Raw genomic sequence first — 21,284 nt, 5'->3', positions numbered from 1 at the left:
AAGCGAGCGGCGCCGCATCAGCGCGAGGCGCCGAACTCACGCCGGATCCGCCGGCGCCAGAGTTCGTACGCGGGCATCTCGTCGTCCTCGTCGGCGGCCGGACGGGTCATGTCGCAGATTGCGGCGGCCTCGATCGCCGACATCCCGCACAGCACCTCGGTGCCCAGGTCGTTGTGCGGGACGACGAGACCCGCCCGGGCCCGCGCCGACGCGGCGAACGCGGAGCCCTGCGACAGGTGCGGCTGGTACTGCTCCGCGCGCCGCATCAGGTCGTGCAGTTCGGCACGGTCCGCCCCGCCGGCGTAGGTGGCCGCGAGCCCCACCCCGCTGTAGAGATCCGGTCGGCGTTCGGCGGGGAACGCCGTGATCAACCGGTGCACCTGCTCCACCGATGTGCCGCCCACGAACCACAGCGCGCGTCCGATGCCTTGGTCGATGCCACGGTTCGCGTACGGGTGCGGGTCACCCAGCGGATAGGGGAAGTCTGTCTCGCGGTAGTGCTCGTGCACGTATCGCTGGGTGCGGAAGTACGCCTGGTGGAAGCCGTAGCCGTCCATCACGAGCCAGCGCAGCAGCGGGTCAGGGGCGTGCAGGGACGCCCAGCGGAAGCGGGGCAGGCGCGCCATGGCCCAGCCGACACCGACGTAGGCCATGTAGACGTGCCGATCGCCGGCGCCTTCGAGCAGCTGCCGCACCAGGCCACCGCCGAAGGGCAGTGCGTCGCGAACGGCGAACCCCATGGCCGCGCCCTCATAGGCGAAACCGCGGAACCGGGTCGCCACCGTGTCCAACCCGGGCTCCGCGTCAGCGGCCGTGCGGGCCTCGGCGGCGCGGGCGTAGCCGTTGACGAAACTGGCGCCGATCGTCTCCAGCAGATCGCAGGCGGCCGGGCTCTTCACGTGGAAACCTCGCACCGCGACCTTGGTGTCCGAGACGTTCGGTGTGAGCACCCGCCGCCGTACCGTCGCAATCAGCCCCATTGGTAAAGCTCCTCATCGTGTGTTGTCGTCCGTGGAAAGCACAGGCGCGTTCGGATCAGCCGACGCCAGACCTCGTAGGCCGGCACGTCCGGGCCCTCGGCGGTCAGGCCGCCGACCGCCACGTCGTCGGCCAGTGCGGAGGCGGCGTCGACGCTCAGGCCGGCCAGTGCGGTCACGGCGGTGTGCGTGTGCTCGGGAACGGTCCCGGAGAAGGTGCGGGCCCTGGCGGCGAAGACTGCTCCCTGCCCGACGGCGGCGGCATGCGGTCCGGCGGCGTTCCGCATCGCCGTCAGCCCCGAGGAGTCGCAGCCGCCGGCGAAGGTCGCGGCCAGGCCGACACCACTCCACAGGTCCTCGTGCCGCTCACCGGGGAAGCGGGCGACCGCGGCGGTGACCGCGGCCGGCGCGGCGCCGTGGATGAACCAGAGCGCACGGCCGATGCCCTGGTCGACTGCGCGCAGGAAGTACCCCGGGGCGCCCTGCCAGGCGTACGGCCGCGGCCGGTGTTGGGCCTCGACCCAGCGCGGAGTGTCGAAGTAGGCGCGGTCGAAGCCGTACCCGTCGACGGCCAGCCAGCTCATCGTCGGGAAGTACGGTGTCCCGCTCAGGTCGGGCAGCACACCGCGCCACAGCGTCCTCGGCAACCGGGCCATTGCGAAGCCGATCCCGATGTAGTTCAGGAACGTATGCGGCACACCAGGTCCGGTCAGCAGCGCCTGCGCGCGGCGGCCACGTCCACCGGCCATCGCGTCGCGGACCGTCAAGGCCATGGTGGCGCCCTCGTAGCCGAAGCCGCGCACTCCGGCCTCCAGCAGATCGAGCCGGCGTTCCAGTTCCGACTGGCTGCGGGTCTCGATCCCCCATTCGAAACCGCAGACGACCGTCTGCGGGATCCGCTCGAGGGCGGTGACCGTCGGCGACGGCTCCACCGGAAACTTCCGTGCGGCGAAACCGACCGCATCGAATGCGGGCGTCAACGCGAGCCTGCGTAGGGATCCGACAACCGTGGGCATCGACCGACCTCACCGAGTAGGGCATCACCACGGGTCCGCGGCCGTTTCATCGTGTGGCAACCCGGTCGGCGAATCTTCTCCATCCGTGCGTTGTGCAGCTCCGGCGCACTGTGAGAGAGGACGGCCAATCGGCCCGATGGGCACGCTGACGCCATGACCGATACGACTGTGTTCGACGACCTGGCGGCCGACAGTGCGGAGCTGACCAGCCTGGTGGCGAATCTGACGCCCGCCGGCTGGGCGGAGCTCACCCCGGCGCCGGGCTGGACGATCCGCCACCAGGTGGCCCATCTGTGCGCGGTCTTCCGCATGGCGGCCACCGCGGCCGCAAGCCCGCAGGCTTTCCGGGACTCGATGGCGCACCTCGGACCGGATTTCAACGCCAACGTGAACGCGGCTCTGCGGCGATTCCTCGACGAGCCGGAAGCCCTGCTCAGCCGCTGGCAGGTGGAGTCGGTGGCGGCCGTGCAGGCACTCGCGGCCGTACCCGCGGACAGCGTCGTACCGTGGCTTGTCCGTCCACTGCCGGCCCGCGTGTTGGCCGCCGCGGGAATGATGGAGGTCTTCGCCCACGGTCAGGACATCGCCGACGCGCTGGGCGTGACCCGCCGGCACACCGACCGGTTGCGGCACATCGCCGAGTTCGCCGCGCTCACCTGGGACTTCGGTTACCACGCGCGGGGACTCCTGGTTCCGGCCACCGGTCCGCGTTTCGAGCTGCTGGCTCCGTCGGGCGACCGCTGGGTCATCGGTCCCGACGACGCTGAGACGGTCACCGGCGATGCCGTCGACCTGTGCCTGCTGGTGACTCGCCGCCGGCATCGCGATGACCTCGGGCTCTTCGCGTCCGGTCCGCTCGCGGAGCACTGGCTCAGCGTGGCCCAGGCCTATCGCGGCCCGGCGGGCGAGGACCGGCGCCCCGGCCAGTTCGCCGCGACCGCCCGCCGCTGACCTAATCGTTTCGGAGGAAGGAGACCTGCCATGGACGACGACCGACCCGTCGACTCGGTACCGACGCAGACCCTGGAGGCGTTCGCCGACACCATCATCCCCGGTGTCCAGCGATTCCCGGGTGACCGCGCGATCAGCGGGGTCGCCACGGAGGACGGCGCGGTGGCGGCCGGGGCGCTGGCCGTGCTCGCCGATCCGGCGCTGGGTCTGGCTGACGCGCTCAACGGGATGGCCGGGCTGCTCAACATGCACGCCGGGGATCACGCCCGCAGGCACAACGTCCGTCTCGACCCCACAGTTCCGGCTTTCGTCGCGCTGTCGTTCGACGAACGCACCGCGCTGGTGCAGGAACTGACCGACCCCGGCCACCCCGAGCGTGAGGTGTGGTTCGGTGCGGCGCTGTTCTGCACGATGGCTTTCGACAGCGCGCCGCACCTGTCCACGACCGACGCCCTCGAGCAGGGGCATCCGGGCCTCGCGCTGATCGGTTTCGCCGCCCCCGAGCCCGATGGGCTCTGGCGGTTCCCGCGATTCTCGTACGAGCGCGCGCTCGCCGACCCGCACCCCCACACCACCCCCACCGGGAGCCCGGCATGAGTGCCACGGAGAAGTTCGACGTCGTCGTGGTGGGTAGCGGCTTCGGCGGCGCCATCACCGCGTACCACCTGGCCGCCGGTGGTGCCAGCGTGCTGGTGCTCGAGCGCGGGCCCTGGCTGACCGGGGAGGACTTCGACCACGATTTCAAGCTCGGCTCGTCCTACACCCGGATCTTCGACTTCACCGTGGGCGACGGCATGAGCGTGCTCGCGGGTAACTGCGTGGGTGGCGGAAGTGTCGTGTACTTCGCCACGATGCCGCGCGCGCCCGGTTTCGTGTTCGAGCGCCACGGCAGCATCGGGCGCCGGATGTGGCCGGCCGCGATCGACCGGGCCGCGCTGGATCCGTGGTACGACCGGGTCAGCGAGGCGCTTCCGGTGACCGCCCAGGACTGGCGCGACGTGCCGTATGCCGGCGGTCTGTTCGCCGCGGCGTGTGCGCATGCCGGGCGCACCGCCAACCCGGTGCCGTCGGCCATCGACAAACCCAAGTGCACCAACTGCAACTGGATGATGGCCGGCTGCAAGTTCGACGCCAAGCGCTCGCTGCTGTTGAACTACTTGCCGGCCGCGGTCGCCAACGGTGCCGAGATCAGGCCGCTGCACGAGGTACAGCGGTTGAGCCGGACCGGCGATGGCGGCTACCGGGTGCACTACAACCTCGTCGACGACACCGACTATCGGCTCAGCAGCCCGGGCGGAGCGATCGAGGCGAAACTCGTCGTGCTGGCCGCCGGGGCCGGGGCCACCCCGGTGATCCTGCAGCGCTCGGAGGACGAGCTGGGCCCGATGCCGCACGCGGTGGGCCGGTATTTCTCCGGCAACGGCGAGCGGCTCAACACTGCCGTTATCAACGATGAGCGGGCGCGGGAGGTGCTCGGACTGGACCGCGGTGACGGGCGCGCGTACGGCGCACACCAGATCGGCAAGGGTCCGTGCGTCGCCTCCTGGGACAAACTCGACCCCGCGCTGCCCGAGTACAGCCGCTTCTCCCTGGAGCAGCTGTACTTCCCGCCGGGTCTGGGCACGATCCTGGCGCAGGCGCCCGGCGCGACCGGACCGACCTGGTTCGGCCGCGAGAAGAAGGAGATGCTGCGCGAGTGGCAGTCCTGGCTGACGGTTTTCGCCATGACCGAGGACGACAACGAGGGCGTGTTCGGCCCGCCGCCCGCGACCGGCAACGCCGAGCGCATCGCCCAGCAGATGCTGGGCCGCGGCGCGCTGAGCTACCAGCCGACCGAGAACACCCGGCGCGGCTGGGCGCAGTCCGACGCTGACGTGAAGGACATCCTGGAACGCGACGGCATCGCCCGCGTCGCGCCGTGGTCGAACGATCTTGTGGGGGCGTACACGGTGCACCCGCTGTCGTCCTGCCGGATCGGTGACGATCCGCAGACCTCCGCCCTCGACGATCGGCACGAGCTGCGCGGTCACCCGGGCATCTTCGTCACCGACGGCTCGGCGGTGCCGGGTGCGCTGACCGTCAACCCGGCGCTGACCATCGCCGCGCTGGCCGAGCGGGCCGTGCCCGGCCTGGTGCGGGCGGCTCAGCAGCGCGGAGTGAACGTCACCTACGGCGCCCCGTCGCCGAGCGCGGCACCCACCGTGGCGGTGGCCGGCCGTGGCTGACGAGAACAGCACTGCGGTGGGTCTGCTGGCCGGCGCGTCGCGTTACGTGACGATGACCCACATCCGGCACGTGCAGCCGATGAAGCCGCAGGGCGCGGGCGGGGTCGTGGGTCACATCTACCGGCGGGTGGAGCAGGACTTCGGCATGCTCGCCCCACCGATCGCCCTGCACGCCCCCGCACCGGAGCTGATCGCCGCCGGCTGGCTGATTCTGCGCGAGTCTCTGCTGGTCGCCGGGGCGTTGCCGCGAGCCGCCAGAGAGACCGTCGCCGCCGGGGTGTCGCTTCGCAACCGATGCCCCTACTGCGTCGATGTGCACGGCAGCGCTTTGCAGGGCCTGCTGTCCGGCTCGGATGCCCGCGCGGTCGCCGAAGGACGGCTGCACGACGTGGCCGACGACGGACTCCGATCGGTGGCGCGCTGGGCCCACGAGGGTGGGCCGCACGCCGCGCCGCCGGGCTGGAGCCCGTTGCAGCTGGTCGAGGGCAACGCCGTCGCGGTGGCCTTCGAGTACCTCAACCGCATGGTCAACGTCTTCCTGCAGCCGTCGCCGCTGCCGGCCGGCTCCGGCCGGGCCGGCCGCTGGGTCGGCGCACGGGTGATGGGCCGGCTGGCCCGCCGGACCGGCTCCCCCGGTACCGATCTGGACCTGCTGGCCCCGGCCCTGCTGCCGGCGGACATGACCTGGTTGCGCGAGCGCGCCTCCGTGGCCGAGGCCTACGCCCGGGCTACCGCCGCGTTCGAGCGAGCCGGTGAGCATGCGGTGCCGGCGGATGTACGCGACATGGTCAGGGAACGGCTGGCGGTCTGGGCCGGGCGGGCGCGGCCCCTCACCGGCGCCGAGTGCGACGACGCTGTCGACGAGCTGCGGCCCTGGGATCGTGCGGCGGGCCGCCTCGCGCTGACGGCTGCGGTGTCCTCGTACCGGGTCACCGACTCCATGGTGGCCGACTTCCGCCGTGGGGAACGGCGCGACCGGGAGCTGGTGGAGCTGATCGGCTGGTCGGCCTTCACCGCGGCCCGCCATGCCGGTACCTGGCGCGCCGGGCACAGCACCCCCGCGGGCGACGCGGCGCGCTGTCCGGTGCGGCCGCAGGAGCCCGCCGGATGACGGCGATGTTCCCGGCACCGATGGATTCGCCGACGATGTTGCGGTTCCTGATCGGCCTGGTGGTACTGCTGCTCGCTGCCCGGCTGCTGGGCGCACTGGCTCGGCGGCTGGGCATGCCGGCCGTGGTCGGCGAGCTGATGGCCGGGGTGTTGCTCGGCCCGTCGTTGCTGGCCGAGCTCGCGCCCGGCGTGGCCCACGCGCTGATCCCGGATGACGCCGCCACGATGCACGTCATCGACGGGGTCGCTCAGCTCGGCGTGTTGCTCCTCGTCGGCGTCACCGGCAGCCACCTGCAAACCGACACGATGCGCCGGCACCGTCGCACAGCACTGTCGGTCAGCCTGTGGGGGCTGGCCGTTCCCATGGTGCTCGGGGTGGGCCTGGGCCTGCTGCTGCCAACGCCGGGCGACGACGGCGCTGCCGACCGGTGGATCTACGCGCTGTTCCTGGGCGTCGCCATGGGAGTCACCGCCCTGCCGGTGATCGCCAAGACACTCGCCGACATGGATTTGCTGCACCGTCGGATCGGCCAGGTGATCCTGACCGCGGGCACGGTCGACGACACCGTCTGCTGGCTGCTGTTGTCCATCCTGGCGGCGGCCGCGACAGGGGCGGTCACGCTGGGCGGGATGGCCTTCGCGGTACTCGCGCCGATCGTGTTCGGGGCCGCCGCGGCGACCCTCGGGCGCGTGCTGGTGCGGCTGATCATGCGGCGGGCCGCCGCAGCCGAGGGCGCCGGGGCCAGCGTGGCGGCGGCGGTGCTGGTGGTGCTGGCCGGCGCCACGATCGCCCACGCCCTGCGCCTCGAACCGATCTTCGGGGCTTTCGTGGCCGGACTGCTGGTCGGCGCGCCGGGTGCCGCCGACCACACCAAGCTGGCGGCGCTACGGACCATGGTGATGGCGGTTTTGGCTCCGATCTTCCTCGCCACGGCCGGGCTGCGGATGGATCTGACCGCGCTGGCCGAGCCCGGGGTTGCGCTGACCGGGGCAGTCGTGCTCGTCGTGGCCATCGGAGGCAAGTTCGCCGGGGCGTACGTCGGCGCGCGGCTCAGCGGGCTCGGTGGCCGGGAGGGCCTGGCCCTGGGCGCGGGCATGAACGCGCGCGGGGTCGTCGAGGTGGTGGTGGCGAGCACCGGGCTGCGGCTGGGGGTGCTGGACGTCCCGGCGTACACCACCATCGTGCTGCTGGCCATCGTGACATCGCTGATGGCGGCGCCCCTGCTGCGGCTGGCCATGCGGGGGATCCCGGAGACCGGCGCGGAGCACGCCGCACGGATCGGCGACGACGCTCGGCCGCGCTCGCCGGCCTCCGTGGCCTGATCGGCTCAGCGGAACCAGACGGGGCCCCCGGATCTCTCCGGGGGCCCCGTCTCGTCGTCAGGTCAGAGCACATGCACGTCCGGCACGTACAGGATCCAGCGACCGCCCCGGTCGCGGAACTCCCGCTCCCGCTCGATGATCTCGTCGGCGTGGTTCCAGGCGAACAGCAGCGCGTAGTCCGGATACGGGTCGGTGAAACGCGCTGCCGGCTCCACCGGGATGTGCGCGCCCGGAGTGAGCCGGCCCTGCTTCTCCGGAGTGGTGTCGTAGATGACCGGGACCAGGTCGGTGCCGATACCGCAGTAGTTCGTCACCGTCGCGCTCTTGGAGGTGGCGCCGTACCCGGCGACCCGGAAGCCCGCGGTGCGCAGGTCGGTGAGCAGCGCGACGAGGTCCTTGCCGATGACGTCGAGCCGGGCGCCGAAGCCGGCGAACGTGGCCGGGTCACCGAGACCCAGCGCGCGCTCCTGCACGATCAACTGGTCCACCTGGGCCGCGCGTGACCGCGCACCGGCGCGGGCGACGGTGTATCTCATCGACCCGCCGTGCACGCCCAGCCGATCGGCGCCAACCAGCTCGAAGCCGAAGGTCGCGGCCACCTCGCTGACGGAGCGCACCGCGAACAGGTAGACGTGCTCGTCGTAGATCTGGTCGAAGGTGGTGTGGGCGATGATGTCGGCGAGATAGCGGTCCTCGAAGACGAAGACACCATCAGGGGCGAGCAGCGCGTCGACACCGCCGAAGACGGAACCCAGGTCCGCGATGTGGCTGATGGTGTTCGCCGAGAAGATGACCTTCGCCGGTCCGTCGGTGCGACGGATGTCGGCCGCGGTGCGCTCGTTGAAGTAATCGACGCGGATGCGGATGCCCTCCTGCACCGCGGTGTCGCCGGCACCGACGCAGGGATCCACCCCGAGATGACGTACGCCGGCCTCGCTCAGCGTGCGCAGCATGATCCCGTCGTTGCTGCCGACCTCGACCACAAGGTCGTCCGGGCCGGTCAGCTCGCCGGTGTGCAACATCCGTGCGACGCCGGCGAAATGGCGGCGCAGATGGGCCGACGTCGACGAGCGGTACGGGTAATCGGACCGGAACATCCGCTCGTGCTCGACCACGTCCAGCTGCTGCACCAGCGTGCACCGAGAACACATGCCGACCTCGAGGCGGAAGAAGGCCTCGTCGGCGACCTCCTCGGGCAGCAGGAAGGCGTTCGACACCGGCTGGAGCCCGAAGTCCAGGCAGCGGCGCACCGGTCCGCCACACACTCGGCAGACCGTCGGTTCCTCGGGAACGTTCTTGTCGTTCACGTCGCTTCACACTCCCCAATGTTCCTTCGGAACGGACCACGGCGATGCCGCCTTGCCATCGTCGGCTGGCCTGGCTGCTCGGAGCGCATCCGAGGTTGCTCTACCGCGCCGGTGTGCGGGCCCGGCCCAGGCAGCAGCGCATTCGCGAAGGTGCCCGGCCGTATTGCGGAAACGAGAATTCACCTGGGCCACCGGCCCGCGGCCGCGGCAACGGCAGCGGGCCGGTCGACGCCGCAGCCCGGACCGCCCGGCGTGTGCGGTCGTCGACGGCCCACCAAACGACTAAGGAGATCGCCATGCCGTGCCGGTCCGGACACACCTACCTCGAGACCGGGCGATGACGGCCGGGACGCGTCCGCTGACGGGCGCGGAGTACATCGAGAGTCTGCGCGACGGTCGTGAGGTCTACCTCTACGGCGACCGGGTGCGTGATGTCACTGCGCATCCCGCGTTCCACAACCCGATCCGGATGACGGCCCGGCTGTACGACTCGCTGCACGACCCGCAGCAGCGCGAGCTGCTGACGGCGCCCGTCGACGGCGGCGGTATCGGCTGGACGCACCGGTTCTTCACCACTGCGCGCAGCGCTGCAGACCTGGTGGCCGACCAGGCCGCCATCCGGCAGTGGGCCCGGATGAGCTACGGCTGGCTGGGTCGCAGCCCCGATTACAAGGCGTCGTTTCTGGGCACGCTGGGCGCGAACGCCGACTTCTACGCGCCCTTCGAGGCGAACGCCCGCGCCTGGTACCGCCGTGCGCAGGAGAAGGTCCTCTACTGGAGCCACGCCATCGTGCACCCGCCGGTGGACCGGTCCCGGCGCACCGACGAGGTCGGTGACGTCTTCGTGCACGTGGAGAAGGAGACGGATGCCGGGCTGGTGGTCAGCGGGGCCAAGGTGGTCGCCACCGGCGCGCCGCTGTCGCACGCCACGTTCCTGGCCCACTACGGGCTGCCGGTGGCCAAGCGGGAGTTCGCGCTGGTGGCCACTGTGCCGCTGGACGCGCCCGGGGTGAAGATGATCTGCCGTCCGTCATACGGCGCTGCGGCCGCGACGACCGGTAGTCCGTTCGACTATCCGCTGTCGTCGCGCTTCGACGAGAACGACACCGTCTTCGTGCTCGACAAAGTGCTCATCCCCTGGGAAAACGTCTTCATCTACGGCGACGTGGCCAAGGTGCAGGCGTTCGCGGGCAGCTCGGGTTTCACCGAACGGTTCACCTTCCACGGCTGTACCCGGTTGACCGTCAAGCTGGAGTTCCTGGCCGGACTGCTGGCCAAAGCCCTGGAGATCAACGGTACGGCGGACTTCCGCGGCGTCCAGGCACGCCTGGGCGAGGTGCTGGCCTGGCGCGACATGTTCGCTGCCCTGTCGGACGCGGCGGCACGCAATCCGACACCGTGGCACAACGGGGCGGTGCTGCCCAACCCGTTGTACGGCATGGCGTACCGGTGGTTCATGCAGACCGGCTATCCCCGGGTCCGCGAGATCGTGTTGCAGGACGTCGCCAGCGGGCTGATCTACACCACGTCCAGCGCCGACGACTTCCGCAACGACGACACACGCCCCTACCTCGACAAGTACCTGCGGGGTTCGCAGGGCGCGGACGCCCAGCAGCGGGTCAAGGTGATGAAGCTGCTGTGGGACGCGGTCGGTTCCGAGTTCGGCGGCCGGCACGAGCTGTACGAGCGCAACTACGCCGGCAACCACGAGAACACCCGGGTGGAGGTGTTGGCCGCGGGCGTGGCCGGCGGCCGGGTGCAGCAGTACAAGTCGTTCGTCGACGACTGCCTCGGCGAGTACGACCTGGACGGGTGGACCGTGCCGGACCTGTCGGACTTCGCCAAGCTCCGCCGGCGCGGTTACGACCTGCTCAACGACTGACCGCGTACACGACAACGCCGGCGCCGGGATGATCCGGCGCCGGCGTTCTGTCGTCCGGCAGGGGGCGTCTCAGCGGCGCCTGCGGGCCTCCGCGGTCAGGGTCTCGAGAACCGGCACGACGTCGGCGGGGCCGGGCAGGGCCTGCCACACGTCGTGCACCGCCTGCGCTCCCCGTTTGAAGGCCGGGTCCTGCAGTACGTGGGCAATGGTCTCGCGCAGCTCCGCGACAGTGTTCGCGTGGTGGTTGAGCCGGACGCCAGCACCACGGGAGATGACGTAGTTGGAGACGGGAGTGGCCTCCAGCTTCTTGGCCGGCATCACCCAGCGGATCGTCTCCTTCGAGGCCTCCTCGGGGTCGCGTACCCCGTACTCCACGCCGGAGCGGTAGACGCCGATGTCGTCCTGTGCGCCGTCCTCGGCGGCGTCGGGCTCCTCGAAGCGCAGCATGATGCTCTCGAGGGTGTCGCAGACCAGCTGGGGCAGGTTCGCCGCGATCGACGCCTGGAAGGTACCGAGCCCGCCGTGATGGATGACCGCTGAACACGTCGGCAGGATCTGGTTCAGCGGCAGATATTCCACCAGGCGCACGTTGGCCGGCGGCTCGGCGCCGTCGAGCTGGACGTCGTTGAGCGTGGCGACGACCTCCACGTCGAGCTCCGCGAGCGCCTCCAGCAGCATCGGCGCGCGGTCGAAGTCACCGCGGATGAAGCGGCGGTACGACTCGCCGAGCGTCAAGCAGATGCGCGGGCGGGTCGGGGGCTCGAGCAGCCACTGCGGGACCGTGGCCGCGCCGTTGTACGGCACGTAGCGCAACGGAACCTTCTTGGTGGTGGTGGGCAGGCTCAGCCCCGGCGGAGCGGTGTCCAGGGTCCACTGCCCGACCAGCAGCTCCTGGTCGAGTTCGACGCCGAAGCGGTCGGCCAGCGGGCGTACCACGGTGGCGAGGGGGTTCTCGTCGAGGCCGGCGTCGCGCAGCTCGTCGGCATGCCCGGCGAGCCGGTCCAGGCTCCAGCCGACCGGGTCCCAGGCGAAGACCAGGCGGGCGGAGGCGGCCCCGCAGGCCCGGGCCGCGATCGCGCCGGCGGCTTGGGTGAGGTCCCAGATGACCAGGTCGGGTTTCCAGTCCTGGGCGAACTTGACCAGTTCCTGCGCCTCCGGACGGTCCACTCGCAAGTAGTCCGAGATCGGGGTCAGCAGATATTGGTAGAACAGGTACCAGTATTCGCGTTCCTCGGCGTTGAGACCCATGATGTCGGCGTAGCGCTGGGCGTCGACCGGGCCGTTGGGCTCCAGCGGGTCGTCGGCGACGCGGGCCGCCCAGGCGGCGTCGCCGAGCTGCACCGGGGTCAGGCCGGTCTCGGCGATGCGCTCGGCGAAGCCGCCGAACGAGGCGAGCCGGACCTCGTGTCCGGCGTTCTGCAGCGCCCAGGCCATGGGCACCATCGGGTAGAGGTGGGCGATCGACGGGTCGACAGCGAACAGAACTCGCATGAGCACTTCCTCGCGGCTGGCAGGGATGGAGATGGTTAGCGGCGTACACCGACGACCAGGGGGCGACCGGCGAGGCCGGTGGGCAGGAAGTCCATGCCGCAGCCGGCCGCGGCGAGCACCGTCGCGTAGTCGGCGTGGCCGAAGGCGTACAGGGTTCGCGTGTCGCTGATGTGCCGGACGCCGTCCTGCTCGGCGATCAGGGCATGCCGCTGCACGACGTGCCCACCGTCGCGCGGTGCGCCCTGATACACCGCCGACACGGTCCGGCCGTGGCCGTCACGTCCGGTCCGGGCATCCGTGGACCGGCGGGTCGCGTGGTCCGGCAGCCAGAACGGTTCGATCAGCAGCAGACCGCCCGGGTTCAGGTGCCGGGCGAGGACCGCCACCGCGGCGGCGAGACCCGACAACGGCAGCGTGGCCAGAGCCGTGCCCAGTGCGGCCGCGACGTCGAAGCGGCGGGGCAGGTCCAGATCCTCGACTGCGGTCTCGTGGATCGCCGCCGATGGCAGCGCCTGGTGTGCGGCCGTTCCGGCGGCGGCCGAGGTGGTGACGACTTCGACATGCTCGAAACGCCGTCCGAGCTGGGTCAGGTACGCGCTGGCGACCTCGGAGACCTCGAGCAACGAGGTGGCCGACGGCCGACGGGCCGCGACGAGCCGGAACACGGCCGCCACGTCCGCCTCGGGATCCGATCCAGCGCGATCGGGGAGTAGATGGGGGAATTCGGTCAGGACTGCCTCTGCGGGCATCGCCACCTCCGGGCACGGGGCTCCCGGCCGGTGCGCACGCGCACCGGCCGGGAATGTGGGTGATTGAGCATTCTCATGGTCCTGCCGGACGCCGCCGGGATCACCTTCGCCGGTGCGGCGCCGCGGTGTCCCTACAGGCGTCCCGGGTTGTCGAGCAGCCTGGCCAGGGTGCGGTTGTAGCCGTTCACGAGATCGTCGATGGACTGCTGCCGGAACTGGCCGCGGCCGTATCCGATGCTGCCGAAGGTGCGGCCCTGCGCGTCGAATTCGATCGCCCACAGCGCGCCGTCGGGGATCTGCGAGCCGCGTGCCTGCGACAGCAGGCGCCGGCGCATGGCTCGGTAGCCGATGTCCCCGACCCGCTCCCCCACCGCGATGTACGGCGACTGGACGAGCTGGAAGACGCACGACGCGTGCCACTCGTCGGCGGCGGCGCGCATCAGCTCGGGTGCTTCGTGGAGGATGTCGAGGAAAGGCAGCTCGTGGGTGTACGCCGCCAGGCACTGTGCGCGCACCCGGGCGACGACAGCCGCGAAGTCCCGGCAGCCGCCGAGGTGGACCCGGAGCGGCAGCATGTTGAAGAACGACCCGACCATCTCCGCCGTCCAGGCCGGTCGGCGTCCTGCCCCGAACGTCGGCACGACCACGTCGTCGGTGCCGGTGTTCTCTCGCAGATGCAGCAGGTACGCGGCCAGCATCACCATGAAGGGTGAGCTGCGCTGGGCGGCGGCGTACGCACGGACGGAGTCCTGTACACCCGCACCGCTCTCGTAGCGGTGCCAGGCGGTAGTGCCGGGGGTCTGCAGGCTACGCGGCAGGTCCATCCGCAGCGGGGTGACCTGCGCCCCGGCGAGGTTGTCGCGCCAGAATCGGCGCGCCCGGGCCACCTGCGGCTCGTCGGCCGACTGCTGCTGCCAGCGCACGTAGTCGCGGTACTGGCGCACGGCAGGCAGCTGAGGTGTGCTGCCCGCTGCGCGGGCGGCGTAGCACGCGGCGAGATCGCGGACGACGACCTGGATGGACCATCCGTCGACCGCGGTGTGGTGAGCCGCCAGCACGAGCACCGCGTCGTCGCCGTCGAAGCGGGCCAGCACCGCACGCAGCACCGGAACCCTGCTCGGCTGCAGCTCCTGAGCCTCGGTCTCGTTGAGCAGTTCCTCGGCGCGCCGGTCCCGGCCCTGCGGCGATCCGCCGGCCAGGCTGAGCACGGTCAGGTCCGGTGCCACCTGGTCGTGGGTGAGCTGCCCGGCGCCGGCCGTGTCACGGACGATCGTCGTCCGCAACGCCTCATGCCTGTCGATCACGTCGCCGAGCGCGGCGCGCAGCCGGCCGTCGTCGACGGCGCCGGTGAGTCGCCAGCCGCCGACGATGGTGTAGCGCGGACCGAACGGTCCGAAGCCGTCGCTCTTGTCCACCAGGTGCAGGAAACGCTGCTGGCTGGAGAGCGCGAAGCCACCTGAGATGGTCGGGCCGGTGGTCGTGTCCGGGCCGCTCCACAACGTCGGCCCGGTCATGTCGCGGCATTCCCGGCCGGCCACGACCAGTGCATGCCGTCCGGGGAGGGCACCAGTCCGCCATCGCGCACCGGCATCTGCTCGTCGGTGTTGCCGCCGGTCGCCGCCTGCGCCTGCACCCGTACGCCCTCGCGCAGGACCCCGCGCATCATCGGGGTGCGCAGCAGGTCACGGTCCTCGCCGGCGATTTCGACCTCTGTGTCCACGACCGCGGCCAGATCTCGTACGTCGGCGTCACGTGAGCGCGGCACCGCGGTGCTCGCGATGAGCGCGTTCTCGCTCGACGCGACGCCGCCCACGAGCTCGACGAAGGACTCCTGGGCACTGGCGGTGTGGTTGTCGCTGACCTTCTTGGCCTTCCAGAAGTAGGAGTCCTCGTCCTCGTGGGTGTCGTAGAACGCGACCAGGAAGTCGTGGAAGAGCCGGTACTCGCGGCGGTAGCGGGTCTCGAACTCGGTGAGGCATTCCTGTTCGCTCACGTCGCCGGCCAGGCAGGTGTTGATGGTGCGGGCGGCGAGCAGCGCGCTGAGTGTGGCCAGATGCACGCCGGAGGAGAAGACGGGGTCGATGAAGCAGGCGGCGTCGCCCACGAGCATCATGCCCGGCCGGGTGAATTGGTCTTTGAGATACGACCAGTCCTTGCGGATGCGGATCTCGCCGTACGGTCCCGTCTCGACCCGCTTGGCGTCGGCGAGGAACTCGGCGATGAGCGGGCACTCGGCGATCAGTTCGGCCAGGGCGGCTTCGCGGTCGCCTTGGGCCCGTTCCAGCGCGTCGCTGTGCAGAACGACGCCGACGCTGGTGAGCGTGTCGGTGAGCGGGATGTACCAGAACCATCCGGACTTGAACGCGGCGGCGAGGATGTTGCCCTGGTTCGGTGCGGGCAGTCGGCGTCCGCCCTCGAAGTAGGCGAACAGCGCGAGGTTGCGGAAGTAGTCCGAATAGTTGCGGGGTCCGCCGACCCGGCGGTGGATCCTGCTCTTGTGGCCGGAGGCGTCGACGACCCAGCGGGCGCGGATCTCCTGCGGGCCACCGTCGGGGCCGGCGGCGCGCACGCCGATGACGCGGCCGTCTTGCTCGACGACGTCGAGTACTGACACCTGCTCGCGTACCTCGACGCCCTTGCGCCGGGCGTTGTCGAGCAGGATCTGGTCGAACTTCATCCGTTCGACCTGGTAGGCGGTCGCGGCGTCGCCGGACATCCGCGAGGAGATGCCGAAGGCGAATGTCCAGGGCTGCTCGTTGCGGCCCCAGCGGAAGGTGCCGCCGCGTTTGACCATGAAGGAGGCCGCTTTGAGCTCGTCGGTGACGCCGAGCAGTCGGCAGATGCCGTGCACGGTGGACGGCAGCAGGGATTCGCCGATCTGGTAGCGGGGGAAGGTCTCCTTCTCCAGCAGCAGGACCCGGTGGCCCTGCATGGCCACCAGGGTGGCCACGGTGGAGCCGCTGGGTCCGCCACCGACCACCACGAGGTCGTAGTCGTCTCGTGCGGTGTCACTCATCGTCGGTTCCTTTCGCCGGGTTGACGGGTGGCGGGCCGGGTCAGCACAGTTCCACCCGCGCCGCCGTGACGGCGTCCAGGAGCTCGCCGCGGGCGAGTGCGCCGCCGATGGCCTGGATGTCGTCGGACATGTAGCGGTCGACGTCGAGGGTGGGCGCGATGGAACGGGTGAGGTCATATGCGGCGCGCCCGGCGGCGCTGAGCCCGTCGTAGCGTCCGGAGACGTCGACGGCCTGGGCCGCGGCGAGCAACTCGACGGCGAGGATGAGGTCGTTGTTGTTGAGCACCCGGCGTGCGTTGCGGGCCGAGATCAGGCCCATGCTGACGATGTCCTGGTTGTCGCCGTTGGACGGCACGCTCTGGGTGCTGGCGGGGCCGATGGTGCGGTTCTCGGCCACCAGCGCGGTCGCCGGGTACTGGGCACCGGCGAAGCCGCTGTTGAGGCCTGGTTCGCCGGCGACCAGGAACTCAGGCAGGCCGTAGCTGAGGTGCCGGTTCAGCATCCGGTTGGTGCGCCGCTCCGAGATCACGCCGAGCTGGGTGAGGGCGATCGTGAGGTAGTCCATGACGAAGGCGACCGGCTGACCGTGGAAGTTGGCGCCGTGGAAGACTTCGCCGCCTCCGAAGAACAGCGGGTTGTCGTTGGCCGAGTTCAGCTCGGTCTCCACGACGCGCCGGGCGTGCGCCAGGGTGTCGCGTACGGCGCCGAGCACCTGTGGCACAGCGCGCAGCGAGTACGCCTTCTGCAGGTAGAAGTCGGTGCGCTGGACGGTTTGGTCGGGGTTCTTGCGCTCAGCGAACTGGTGCCGGAGTTCGGCGTGCGAGACGGTCAGCGCGCTGTCGCCCAGCAGCGCGCGCATGTTGGCGGCGGACTCGATCTGACCGTTGTGGGGCTTGGCGATGTCGTGGCCTTCGCTCTCGAAGGGGCCCATCGAGCCCTGCAGTGTCTCGATCACGAACGCTGAGATGATCTCTGCCTGGCGGACCTGTTCCATGGCCCGGACCACGACCAGTGAGCCCAGGCCGGTCATCGCCGAGGTGCCGTTGATCAGCGCCAGGCCCTCCTTGAAACGCAGCTCCATCGGCTGCAGCCCGTGCGTCTGCAGGACCTGCGCGGTGGGTACGGCCACGCCGTCGCTGAGCACGTAGCCCTCGCCGAGCACGGTGCTGGCGATGTGCGAGAGCGGGGCCAGGTCTCCGCTCGCACCCAGCGAACCGATCTCGGGGATGGCCGGGGTGATACCCAGGTTGAGGTACGTCTCGAGCCGGGTGATCAGCTCCGGGCGGACCGCCGAAAAGCCCTTGGCGAGGGCGTTGAGCCGCGCGGTGAGGATGGCGCGGGACTCGATCGCGGAGAACAGCGGGCCGACGCCGGCGCTGTGGCTGCGGACCAGGTTGGTCTGCAGTTCCACCTCCTTCGACGGATCCACCATCATGTAGATCATTTCGCCGTAACCGGTGGTCACGCCGTAGACGGGTACGCCGTCGCGAACGATCTTCTCGAACTGCTCCCGGCTGAATGCCGCCGCGTTGAGCGCGTCCTGCGGTACTGAGCATCGGGCGCCCCATTCGGCGACCCTGCGGACGTCCTCGGCGCTCAGTGTGGTTCCGTTGAGCGCGACCCGGGAGGTGTTCCTACTCGTGGTGGCCATGCTGTGCATCCCATTTCTGCTCGGCGTCAGCGTTCTCGACCACCGCCGCCATGCCGGCGACCGTGGGGTGATCCAGGAGGTCCCTTACGTCCGTGCCGGTTGCCGCCGCTACCCGTAGCAGCGCCGCGGAGTCCCCGCCGGCGGCGAAGAAGTCGGTGTCCTTGCCATGGCTGTCGACGCCGGCAGCTGCCCAGAGGGCCACCACCCGGCGTTGCGGATCGGTCAGCGGCCGGTGCCCGGGGTCGTCGCCGGCCCCGGGCACCGGCAGGCGCGCCCGGTCCACCTTGCCGGCGACGTTGCGCGGCACGACCTCGATCGTGGCGAACGTCAGGCGCAGCAGGGCAGGACCGAATCGGCGCCGGAGGTGGGCGCGCCAGCTGCCGTGGTCGGCGGCGCCCGGTGCGACCACGTAGGCGATCAGGTGGTCGACGAGCCCACTGGAACCGATGACCGGCAGCACCGCGCAGTCCGCGACCGTCGGCAGCTCGGTGAGCGCGGCCTCGACCGCGGCCAGCTCCAGTCGGCTGCCGGCCAGTTTGACCTGGTGGTCGCGGCGGCCGGCGTACTCAAGCGTGCCGGTGAAGGTGCGCCGCGCCAGGTCTCCGGTGCGGTATGTCGGCTGCTCGGCGGCCAGGCCGGCCACCGGCCGGAATGCCGGGTGCGGGCCGGCGGCATGGCCCAGGTAGGCCCGGATGGCAAACGGGCTGCGGATCACCAGCTCACCGACGACACCGCGCGGGCAGGGCCGATCGGCGGGGTCCAGCACGAGTACGGCTCGTCCGGGGATCTCCCGGCCGATCGGTACCACGTCGCCGGGATCCGCACCGTCCAGTTCGTGCCAGGTGGCGGCGATCGTCTCGGTCGGACCGTAGAGGTTGATCAGGCGGGTGGTGGGCAGCGCCGCGGCGGCGGTGGCGGCGAGATGCCCGGACAACGCCTCGCCCATCAGGACGAGCACCTGCAGGGCGGATGTTCTGCCACGCTCGGCCAGCGACGGCGCCAGTTCCCGGGCGAAGGTCGGCACGATCTGCAGCGCGGTGATCCGTTGCTCGGTCAGCCAGGCGGCGAAGCGCTCCGGGTGCTTGCGCACCCGGTCCGGCACCGGGCAGAGGGTGCCGCCGGCGATCAGCGTCGCGAACGTCTCGCAGATGCTGGGGTCATGTTCGACGGCGACCCAGAGCGCAAGCCGGGCTGCCGGGCCCAGGCGCAGGGCGGTGGCCAGCCAGGTGGCGAACTGGGCCAGTGCCCGATGGGTCTGCGCGATTCCCTTGGGCCGGCCGGTGGAGCCGGAGGTGTAGGCGGCGTACGCGACCGAGTCCGGTTGCACCGCGGCCGGCGGGATCATCGCACCGCTGTCTTCGTCGGTGGCCGCCAGGACCGCGCCGTATCCCTGCTCGCGGTACCAGCCCGCCAGTGCGGCGGCGGCCGGATCGTCGCGGTCCACGAGCATCAGTGGTGGACGCAGGTCGTCGATGACCAGCCGGGCCCGTTCCTCGGCGTCGCCGGGGGCGAGCCAGGTCACGGATCCGCCGGCCCGCAGCACGGCCAGCGACGCGACGATCTGACGGGGCCCGTGAGCCTGGTACACCGCGACCGTCGCACCGCGGACGAGCCCGGCGTCGGACAGACGCGCGGCCAGTGTCCCGGAGCGGTCCCACAGCCGGCCGTAGGTCAGTGCGTCGTCGCCGTCGACCGCCACCGCGGCCGGCCGCCGGGCAGCCTGCGCGCCGATGAGGTCGACGACCGTGTCGTCGCTGCCGGGCACCGCGACGGTGCCCGGCACCATGTCCGGCCGCTCCAGGGGAAGGTCGGTGATTCGCGCGCTCGGATCGCGGACGGCGGCGCTCAACAGTGTGCGCAGCTGGTCCATCAGCCCCATGGCTTCGGCCTCGCAGAGAAACCCCGGGACGTAGCTCACCGTCGCTCCGGTGCCGTCGAGGCACAGCGACAGCCCGGCGACGGGTGATCCGGTGTGGGCGTCTTCGCGACACCATCGCAGCCCTGGCGTCTGCGGCGCGCCCGATGGTTCAGCGGCGGCGAGCAGCACCTCGCACAGCGGTAGCCCGGACGGTGTTCGGGGTGGATTCACCGCCCGTACGAGCCGGGGGAACGGCATTCGCCGGCGCGCGGCCGCGTCGCGCGCGGTCCCGGTCAGCCGGCGCACGAGCTGGTCGAACTGCGGGGCCCCGGACAGGTCGGCGGCGATGGGCTGCGCGGTGGTGAACGGGCCGACCAGCTGCTCATCGCCGGGACCACGCAGGGAGATCGGTAGGGCGACTGTGGTGCCGTACCGGCCGTCGTGACGGGCGAGCAGCACGTGCAACCCGGCCAGAACAACGCACAGTGGTCGGGTGCCTTCGGCCCGGGCCAGCATGCGCAGGGCGTCGCTCAGCGCCGCGCCCCACTCGAAGCGCAGGTTGCGGGCCGGTTGGGTGATCTTTCGGCCGGGTGGCAGGCCACCTGTGGGCAGGTTCGTGGCCCACCAGCGGGCCAGGCGGTGCGCGGCGGGGCCACGCTCGGCGGCTTGTTCGAGGCGGACGTGATCGACGTACTGGCGGGTGCCGGTGGGCGGCTCGCCGGACGCGTAAGCACGGCCCAGCTGGTCGATCGCGACGGACAGGGAGTCCTCGTCGGCGACGGCGCGGTGAGCGACGAGGATCAGCAGGTGCTCGTGCTCGGCGACGGCGATCAGCGTGAGCCGGGCAGCCGGGCCGTGGGCGAGGTCGAGCGGCTCGCGCAGCGCCGCCGCGCGCTCGGCCGCCGATCCGCTGGTGTGATCCAGATCGATGAACCGGAACCCGTCGGTGGGCGGGGCCGGCGCGACCCGCGGTACGGGCACGCCGCCGGCATCGGCCAGGTTCGAGCGGAGCACGTCGTGGCGGCGCTGCACGGCCTCCCACGCCGCCCGCAGCGCCATCGGGTCGACCGGTCCTGCGATGCGATACGCCCGTGCGATGGTGAGCGGGATGTCCGATGGCCACAGCCGGCTGAGGTACCACAGTCCTTCCTGGACGCGGGACACCCCGGTCGTACCGCCGTCATGCGGCGCCGCGGACGGGTCCAAGGGCGTTGGGATCAGCACGCCTTGCAGTCTTCTGCGCCCGGCCGGAGCGGGGCACCTTGCCAAGTGCGGCGCCGCTCAGGCGGTGCGCACCGGCGAAGATGCGACCGGCCAGGCGCCGCACCGACCCTGACTACCAGCGTTTCCCGCAGCGACGAGAGCCCAGAAGAGTGAGGGACATCCACATGCAGAGCCCCGACGAACGGACCCCGGCCGAGCTGGAGCGGCGCATCGCCGGTATCTGGCGTGATGTGCTCGGCGACGGCGCTGACCGCGCCGACGCGACTTTCCTGGAGCTGCACGGGCAGTCCATCTCAGCGGTGCGCATCGTGGCGCGCATCGAGGATGAGCTCGGTCTGGACGTGGACGTGGCCACGTTGTTCGAGGATCCCGACCTGCGTACGTTCGTCGGCATGGTGCTGGCCGGCACCTCGCACGGCGCCTGAGGGTGGTCCAGGCCGGTCAGCCGGACGTCGGCGATCAGCATCCGCTCCGTGTCGTGGGTCTCCCCGGCGAAGCCCACCC

The 21,284-nt window shown here is 71.1% G+C and carries 16 protein-coding genes; 7 read left to right on the top strand and 9 right to left on the bottom strand.

Going from position 1 to position 21,284, the window contains the following annotated elements:
- Nucleotides 1-17: 17 nt before the first annotated feature.
- Nucleotides 18-980, bottom strand: coding sequence for a DUF1702 family protein (locus tag ACWEOZ_RS10360; protein ID WP_451910430.1), 963 nt, complete (start codon nucleotides 978-980; stop codon nucleotides 18-20).
- Nucleotides 971-1,993 (bottom strand): DUF1702 family protein, encoded by a 1,023-nt coding sequence (locus ACWEOZ_RS10355; RefSeq protein WP_451910429.1) that lies wholly within the window; start codon nucleotides 1,991-1,993, stop codon nucleotides 971-973. Before ACWEOZ_RS10355 ends, ACWEOZ_RS10360 begins: the two co-directional genes overlap by 10 nt.
- Before the next feature lie 153 nt (nucleotides 1,994-2,146).
- Here ACWEOZ_RS10355 and ACWEOZ_RS10350 point away from each other — a divergent pair, with 153 nt between their 5' ends.
- Genes ACWEOZ_RS10350 through ACWEOZ_RS10330 form a run of 5 tightly spaced genes read left to right on the top strand, consistent with a single transcriptional unit; the run spans nucleotide 2,147 to nucleotide 7,602 of the window.
- Nucleotides 2,147-2,944 (top strand): TIGR03084 family metal-binding protein, encoded by a 798-nt coding sequence (locus ACWEOZ_RS10350; protein ID WP_451910428.1) that lies wholly within the window; start codon nucleotides 2,147-2,149, stop codon nucleotides 2,942-2,944.
- 30 nt (nucleotides 2,945-2,974) lie between these two features.
- Nucleotides 2,975-3,541: a DUF5987 family protein gene (locus ACWEOZ_RS10345; protein ID WP_451910427.1), complete on the top strand. Its 567-nt coding sequence runs from the start codon at nucleotides 2,975-2,977 to the stop codon at nucleotides 3,539-3,541.
- A complete protein-coding gene (locus tag ACWEOZ_RS10340) occupies nucleotides 3,538-5,169 on the top strand; it encodes an FAD-dependent oxidoreductase (RefSeq protein ID WP_451910426.1) in 1,632 nt (543 codons plus the stop codon). Before ACWEOZ_RS10345 ends, ACWEOZ_RS10340 begins: the two co-directional genes overlap by 4 nt.
- Nucleotides 5,162-6,280 (top strand): carboxymuconolactone decarboxylase family protein, encoded by a 1,119-nt coding sequence (locus tag ACWEOZ_RS10335; protein WP_451910425.1) that lies wholly within the window; start codon nucleotides 5,162-5,164, stop codon nucleotides 6,278-6,280. The genes ACWEOZ_RS10340 and ACWEOZ_RS10335 overlap by 8 nt, the downstream gene beginning before the upstream one ends.
- Nucleotides 6,277-7,602, top strand: a complete 1,326-nt coding sequence (locus tag ACWEOZ_RS10330) for a cation:proton antiporter (RefSeq protein ID WP_451910424.1) — start codon at nucleotides 6,277-6,279, stop codon at nucleotides 7,600-7,602. Before ACWEOZ_RS10335 ends, ACWEOZ_RS10330 begins: the two co-directional genes overlap by 4 nt.
- Before the next feature lie 62 nt (nucleotides 7,603-7,664).
- Here the strand turns inward: ACWEOZ_RS10330 and ACWEOZ_RS10325 are convergent, their stop codons facing one another.
- A complete protein-coding gene (locus tag ACWEOZ_RS10325) occupies nucleotides 7,665-8,909 on the bottom strand; it encodes a methyltransferase domain-containing protein (protein ID WP_451910423.1) in 1,245 nt (414 codons plus the stop codon).
- Nucleotides 8,910-9,246: 337 nt separating this feature from the next.
- Between ACWEOZ_RS10325 and ACWEOZ_RS10320 the strand changes: the two genes are divergently transcribed.
- Nucleotides 9,247-10,791 carry a 4-hydroxyphenylacetate 3-hydroxylase family protein gene (locus ACWEOZ_RS10320; protein WP_451910422.1) on the top strand — a complete coding sequence of 515 codons (1,545 nt, stop codon included), beginning with the start codon at nucleotides 9,247-9,249 and terminating at the stop codon, nucleotides 10,789-10,791.
- A gap of 69 nt (nucleotides 10,792-10,860) precedes the next feature.
- Here ACWEOZ_RS10320 and ACWEOZ_RS10315 read toward each other — a convergent pair whose 3' ends face one another.
- From ACWEOZ_RS10315 to ACWEOZ_RS10290, 6 genes are all read right to left on the bottom strand, one after another.
- Nucleotides 10,861-12,282, bottom strand: coding sequence for a nucleotide disphospho-sugar-binding domain-containing protein (locus ACWEOZ_RS10315; RefSeq protein WP_451910421.1), 1,422 nt, complete (start codon nucleotides 12,280-12,282; stop codon nucleotides 10,861-10,863).
- 35 nt (nucleotides 12,283-12,317) lie between these two features.
- Nucleotides 12,318-12,947 (bottom strand): hypothetical protein, encoded by a 630-nt coding sequence (locus ACWEOZ_RS10310; RefSeq protein WP_451910420.1) that lies wholly within the window; start codon nucleotides 12,945-12,947, stop codon nucleotides 12,318-12,320.
- Between the two features lie 215 nt (nucleotides 12,948-13,162).
- Entirely contained in the window at nucleotides 13,163-14,545 is a 1,383-nt protein-coding gene (locus ACWEOZ_RS10305) for a condensation domain-containing protein (RefSeq protein WP_451910419.1), read from the bottom strand.
- Nucleotides 14,542-16,047 (bottom strand): tryptophan 7-halogenase, encoded by a 1,506-nt coding sequence (locus ACWEOZ_RS10300; protein WP_451910418.1) that lies wholly within the window; start codon nucleotides 16,045-16,047, stop codon nucleotides 14,542-14,544. Before ACWEOZ_RS10300 ends, ACWEOZ_RS10305 begins: the two co-directional genes overlap by 4 nt.
- Before the next feature lie 40 nt (nucleotides 16,048-16,087).
- Nucleotides 16,088-17,698: a tyrosine 2,3-aminomutase gene (gene cmdF / locus ACWEOZ_RS10295; RefSeq protein ID WP_451910417.1), complete on the bottom strand. Its 1,611-nt coding sequence runs from the start codon at nucleotides 17,696-17,698 to the stop codon at nucleotides 16,088-16,090.
- The gene (locus tag ACWEOZ_RS10290; protein ID WP_451910416.1) at nucleotides 17,682-20,780 is read right to left on the bottom strand and encodes an AMP-binding protein; all 3,099 of its coding nucleotides are present in this window, start codon (nucleotides 20,778-20,780) and stop codon (nucleotides 17,682-17,684) included. The genes cmdF and ACWEOZ_RS10290 overlap by 17 nt, the downstream gene beginning before the upstream one ends.
- Nucleotides 20,781-20,944: 164 nt before the next feature.
- Between ACWEOZ_RS10290 and ACWEOZ_RS10285 the strand changes: the two genes are divergently transcribed.
- Nucleotides 20,945-21,205 (top strand): phosphopantetheine-binding protein, encoded by a 261-nt coding sequence (locus tag ACWEOZ_RS10285; RefSeq protein ID WP_451910415.1) that lies wholly within the window; start codon nucleotides 20,945-20,947, stop codon nucleotides 21,203-21,205.
- Nucleotides 21,206-21,284: the final 79 nt, after the last annotated feature.

This window comes from Actinoplanes sp. NPDC004185 (assembly GCF_053603475.1).
The sequence above is the reverse complement of the archived record's forward strand: the minus strand, read 5'-3'. Positions and strand labels throughout refer to the sequence as shown.

Excerpts from the sequence above, each read along its gene's own strand:
- ACWEOZ_RS10360 (WP_451910430.1), bottom strand. The coding sequence starts at position 980 with ATGGGGCTGATTGCGACGGTACGGCGGCGGGTGCTCACACCGAACGTC.
- ACWEOZ_RS10355 (WP_451910429.1), bottom strand. The coding sequence starts at position 1,993 with ATGCCCACGGTTGTCGGATCCCTACGCAGGCTCGCGTTGACGCCCGCA.
- ACWEOZ_RS10350 (WP_451910428.1), top strand. The coding sequence starts at position 2,147 with ATGACCGATACGACTGTGTTCGACGACCTGGCGGCCGACAGTGCGGAG.
- ACWEOZ_RS10345 (WP_451910427.1), top strand. The coding sequence starts at position 2,975 with ATGGACGACGACCGACCCGTCGACTCGGTACCGACGCAGACCCTGGAG.
- ACWEOZ_RS10340 (WP_451910426.1), top strand. The coding sequence starts at position 3,538 with ATGAGTGCCACGGAGAAGTTCGACGTCGTCGTGGTGGGTAGCGGCTTC.
- ACWEOZ_RS10330 (WP_451910424.1), top strand. The coding sequence starts at position 6,277 with ATGACGGCGATGTTCCCGGCACCGATGGATTCGCCGACGATGTTGCGG.
- ACWEOZ_RS10320 (WP_451910422.1), top strand. The coding sequence starts at position 9,247 with ATGACGGCCGGGACGCGTCCGCTGACGGGCGCGGAGTACATCGAGAGT.
- ACWEOZ_RS10315 (WP_451910421.1), bottom strand. The coding sequence starts at position 12,282 with ATGCGAGTTCTGTTCGCTGTCGACCCGTCGATCGCCCACCTCTACCCG.
- ACWEOZ_RS10305 (WP_451910419.1), bottom strand. The coding sequence starts at position 14,545 with ATGACCGGGCCGACGTTGTGGAGCGGCCCGGACACGACCACCGGCCCG.
- ACWEOZ_RS10300 (WP_451910418.1), bottom strand. The coding sequence starts at position 16,047 with ATGAGTGACACCGCACGAGACGACTACGACCTCGTGGTGGTCGGTGGC.
- cmdF (WP_451910417.1), bottom strand. The coding sequence starts at position 17,698 with ATGGCCACCACGAGTAGGAACACCTCCCGGGTCGCGCTCAACGGAACC.
- ACWEOZ_RS10285 (WP_451910415.1), top strand. The coding sequence starts at position 20,945 with ATGCAGAGCCCCGACGAACGGACCCCGGCCGAGCTGGAGCGGCGCATC.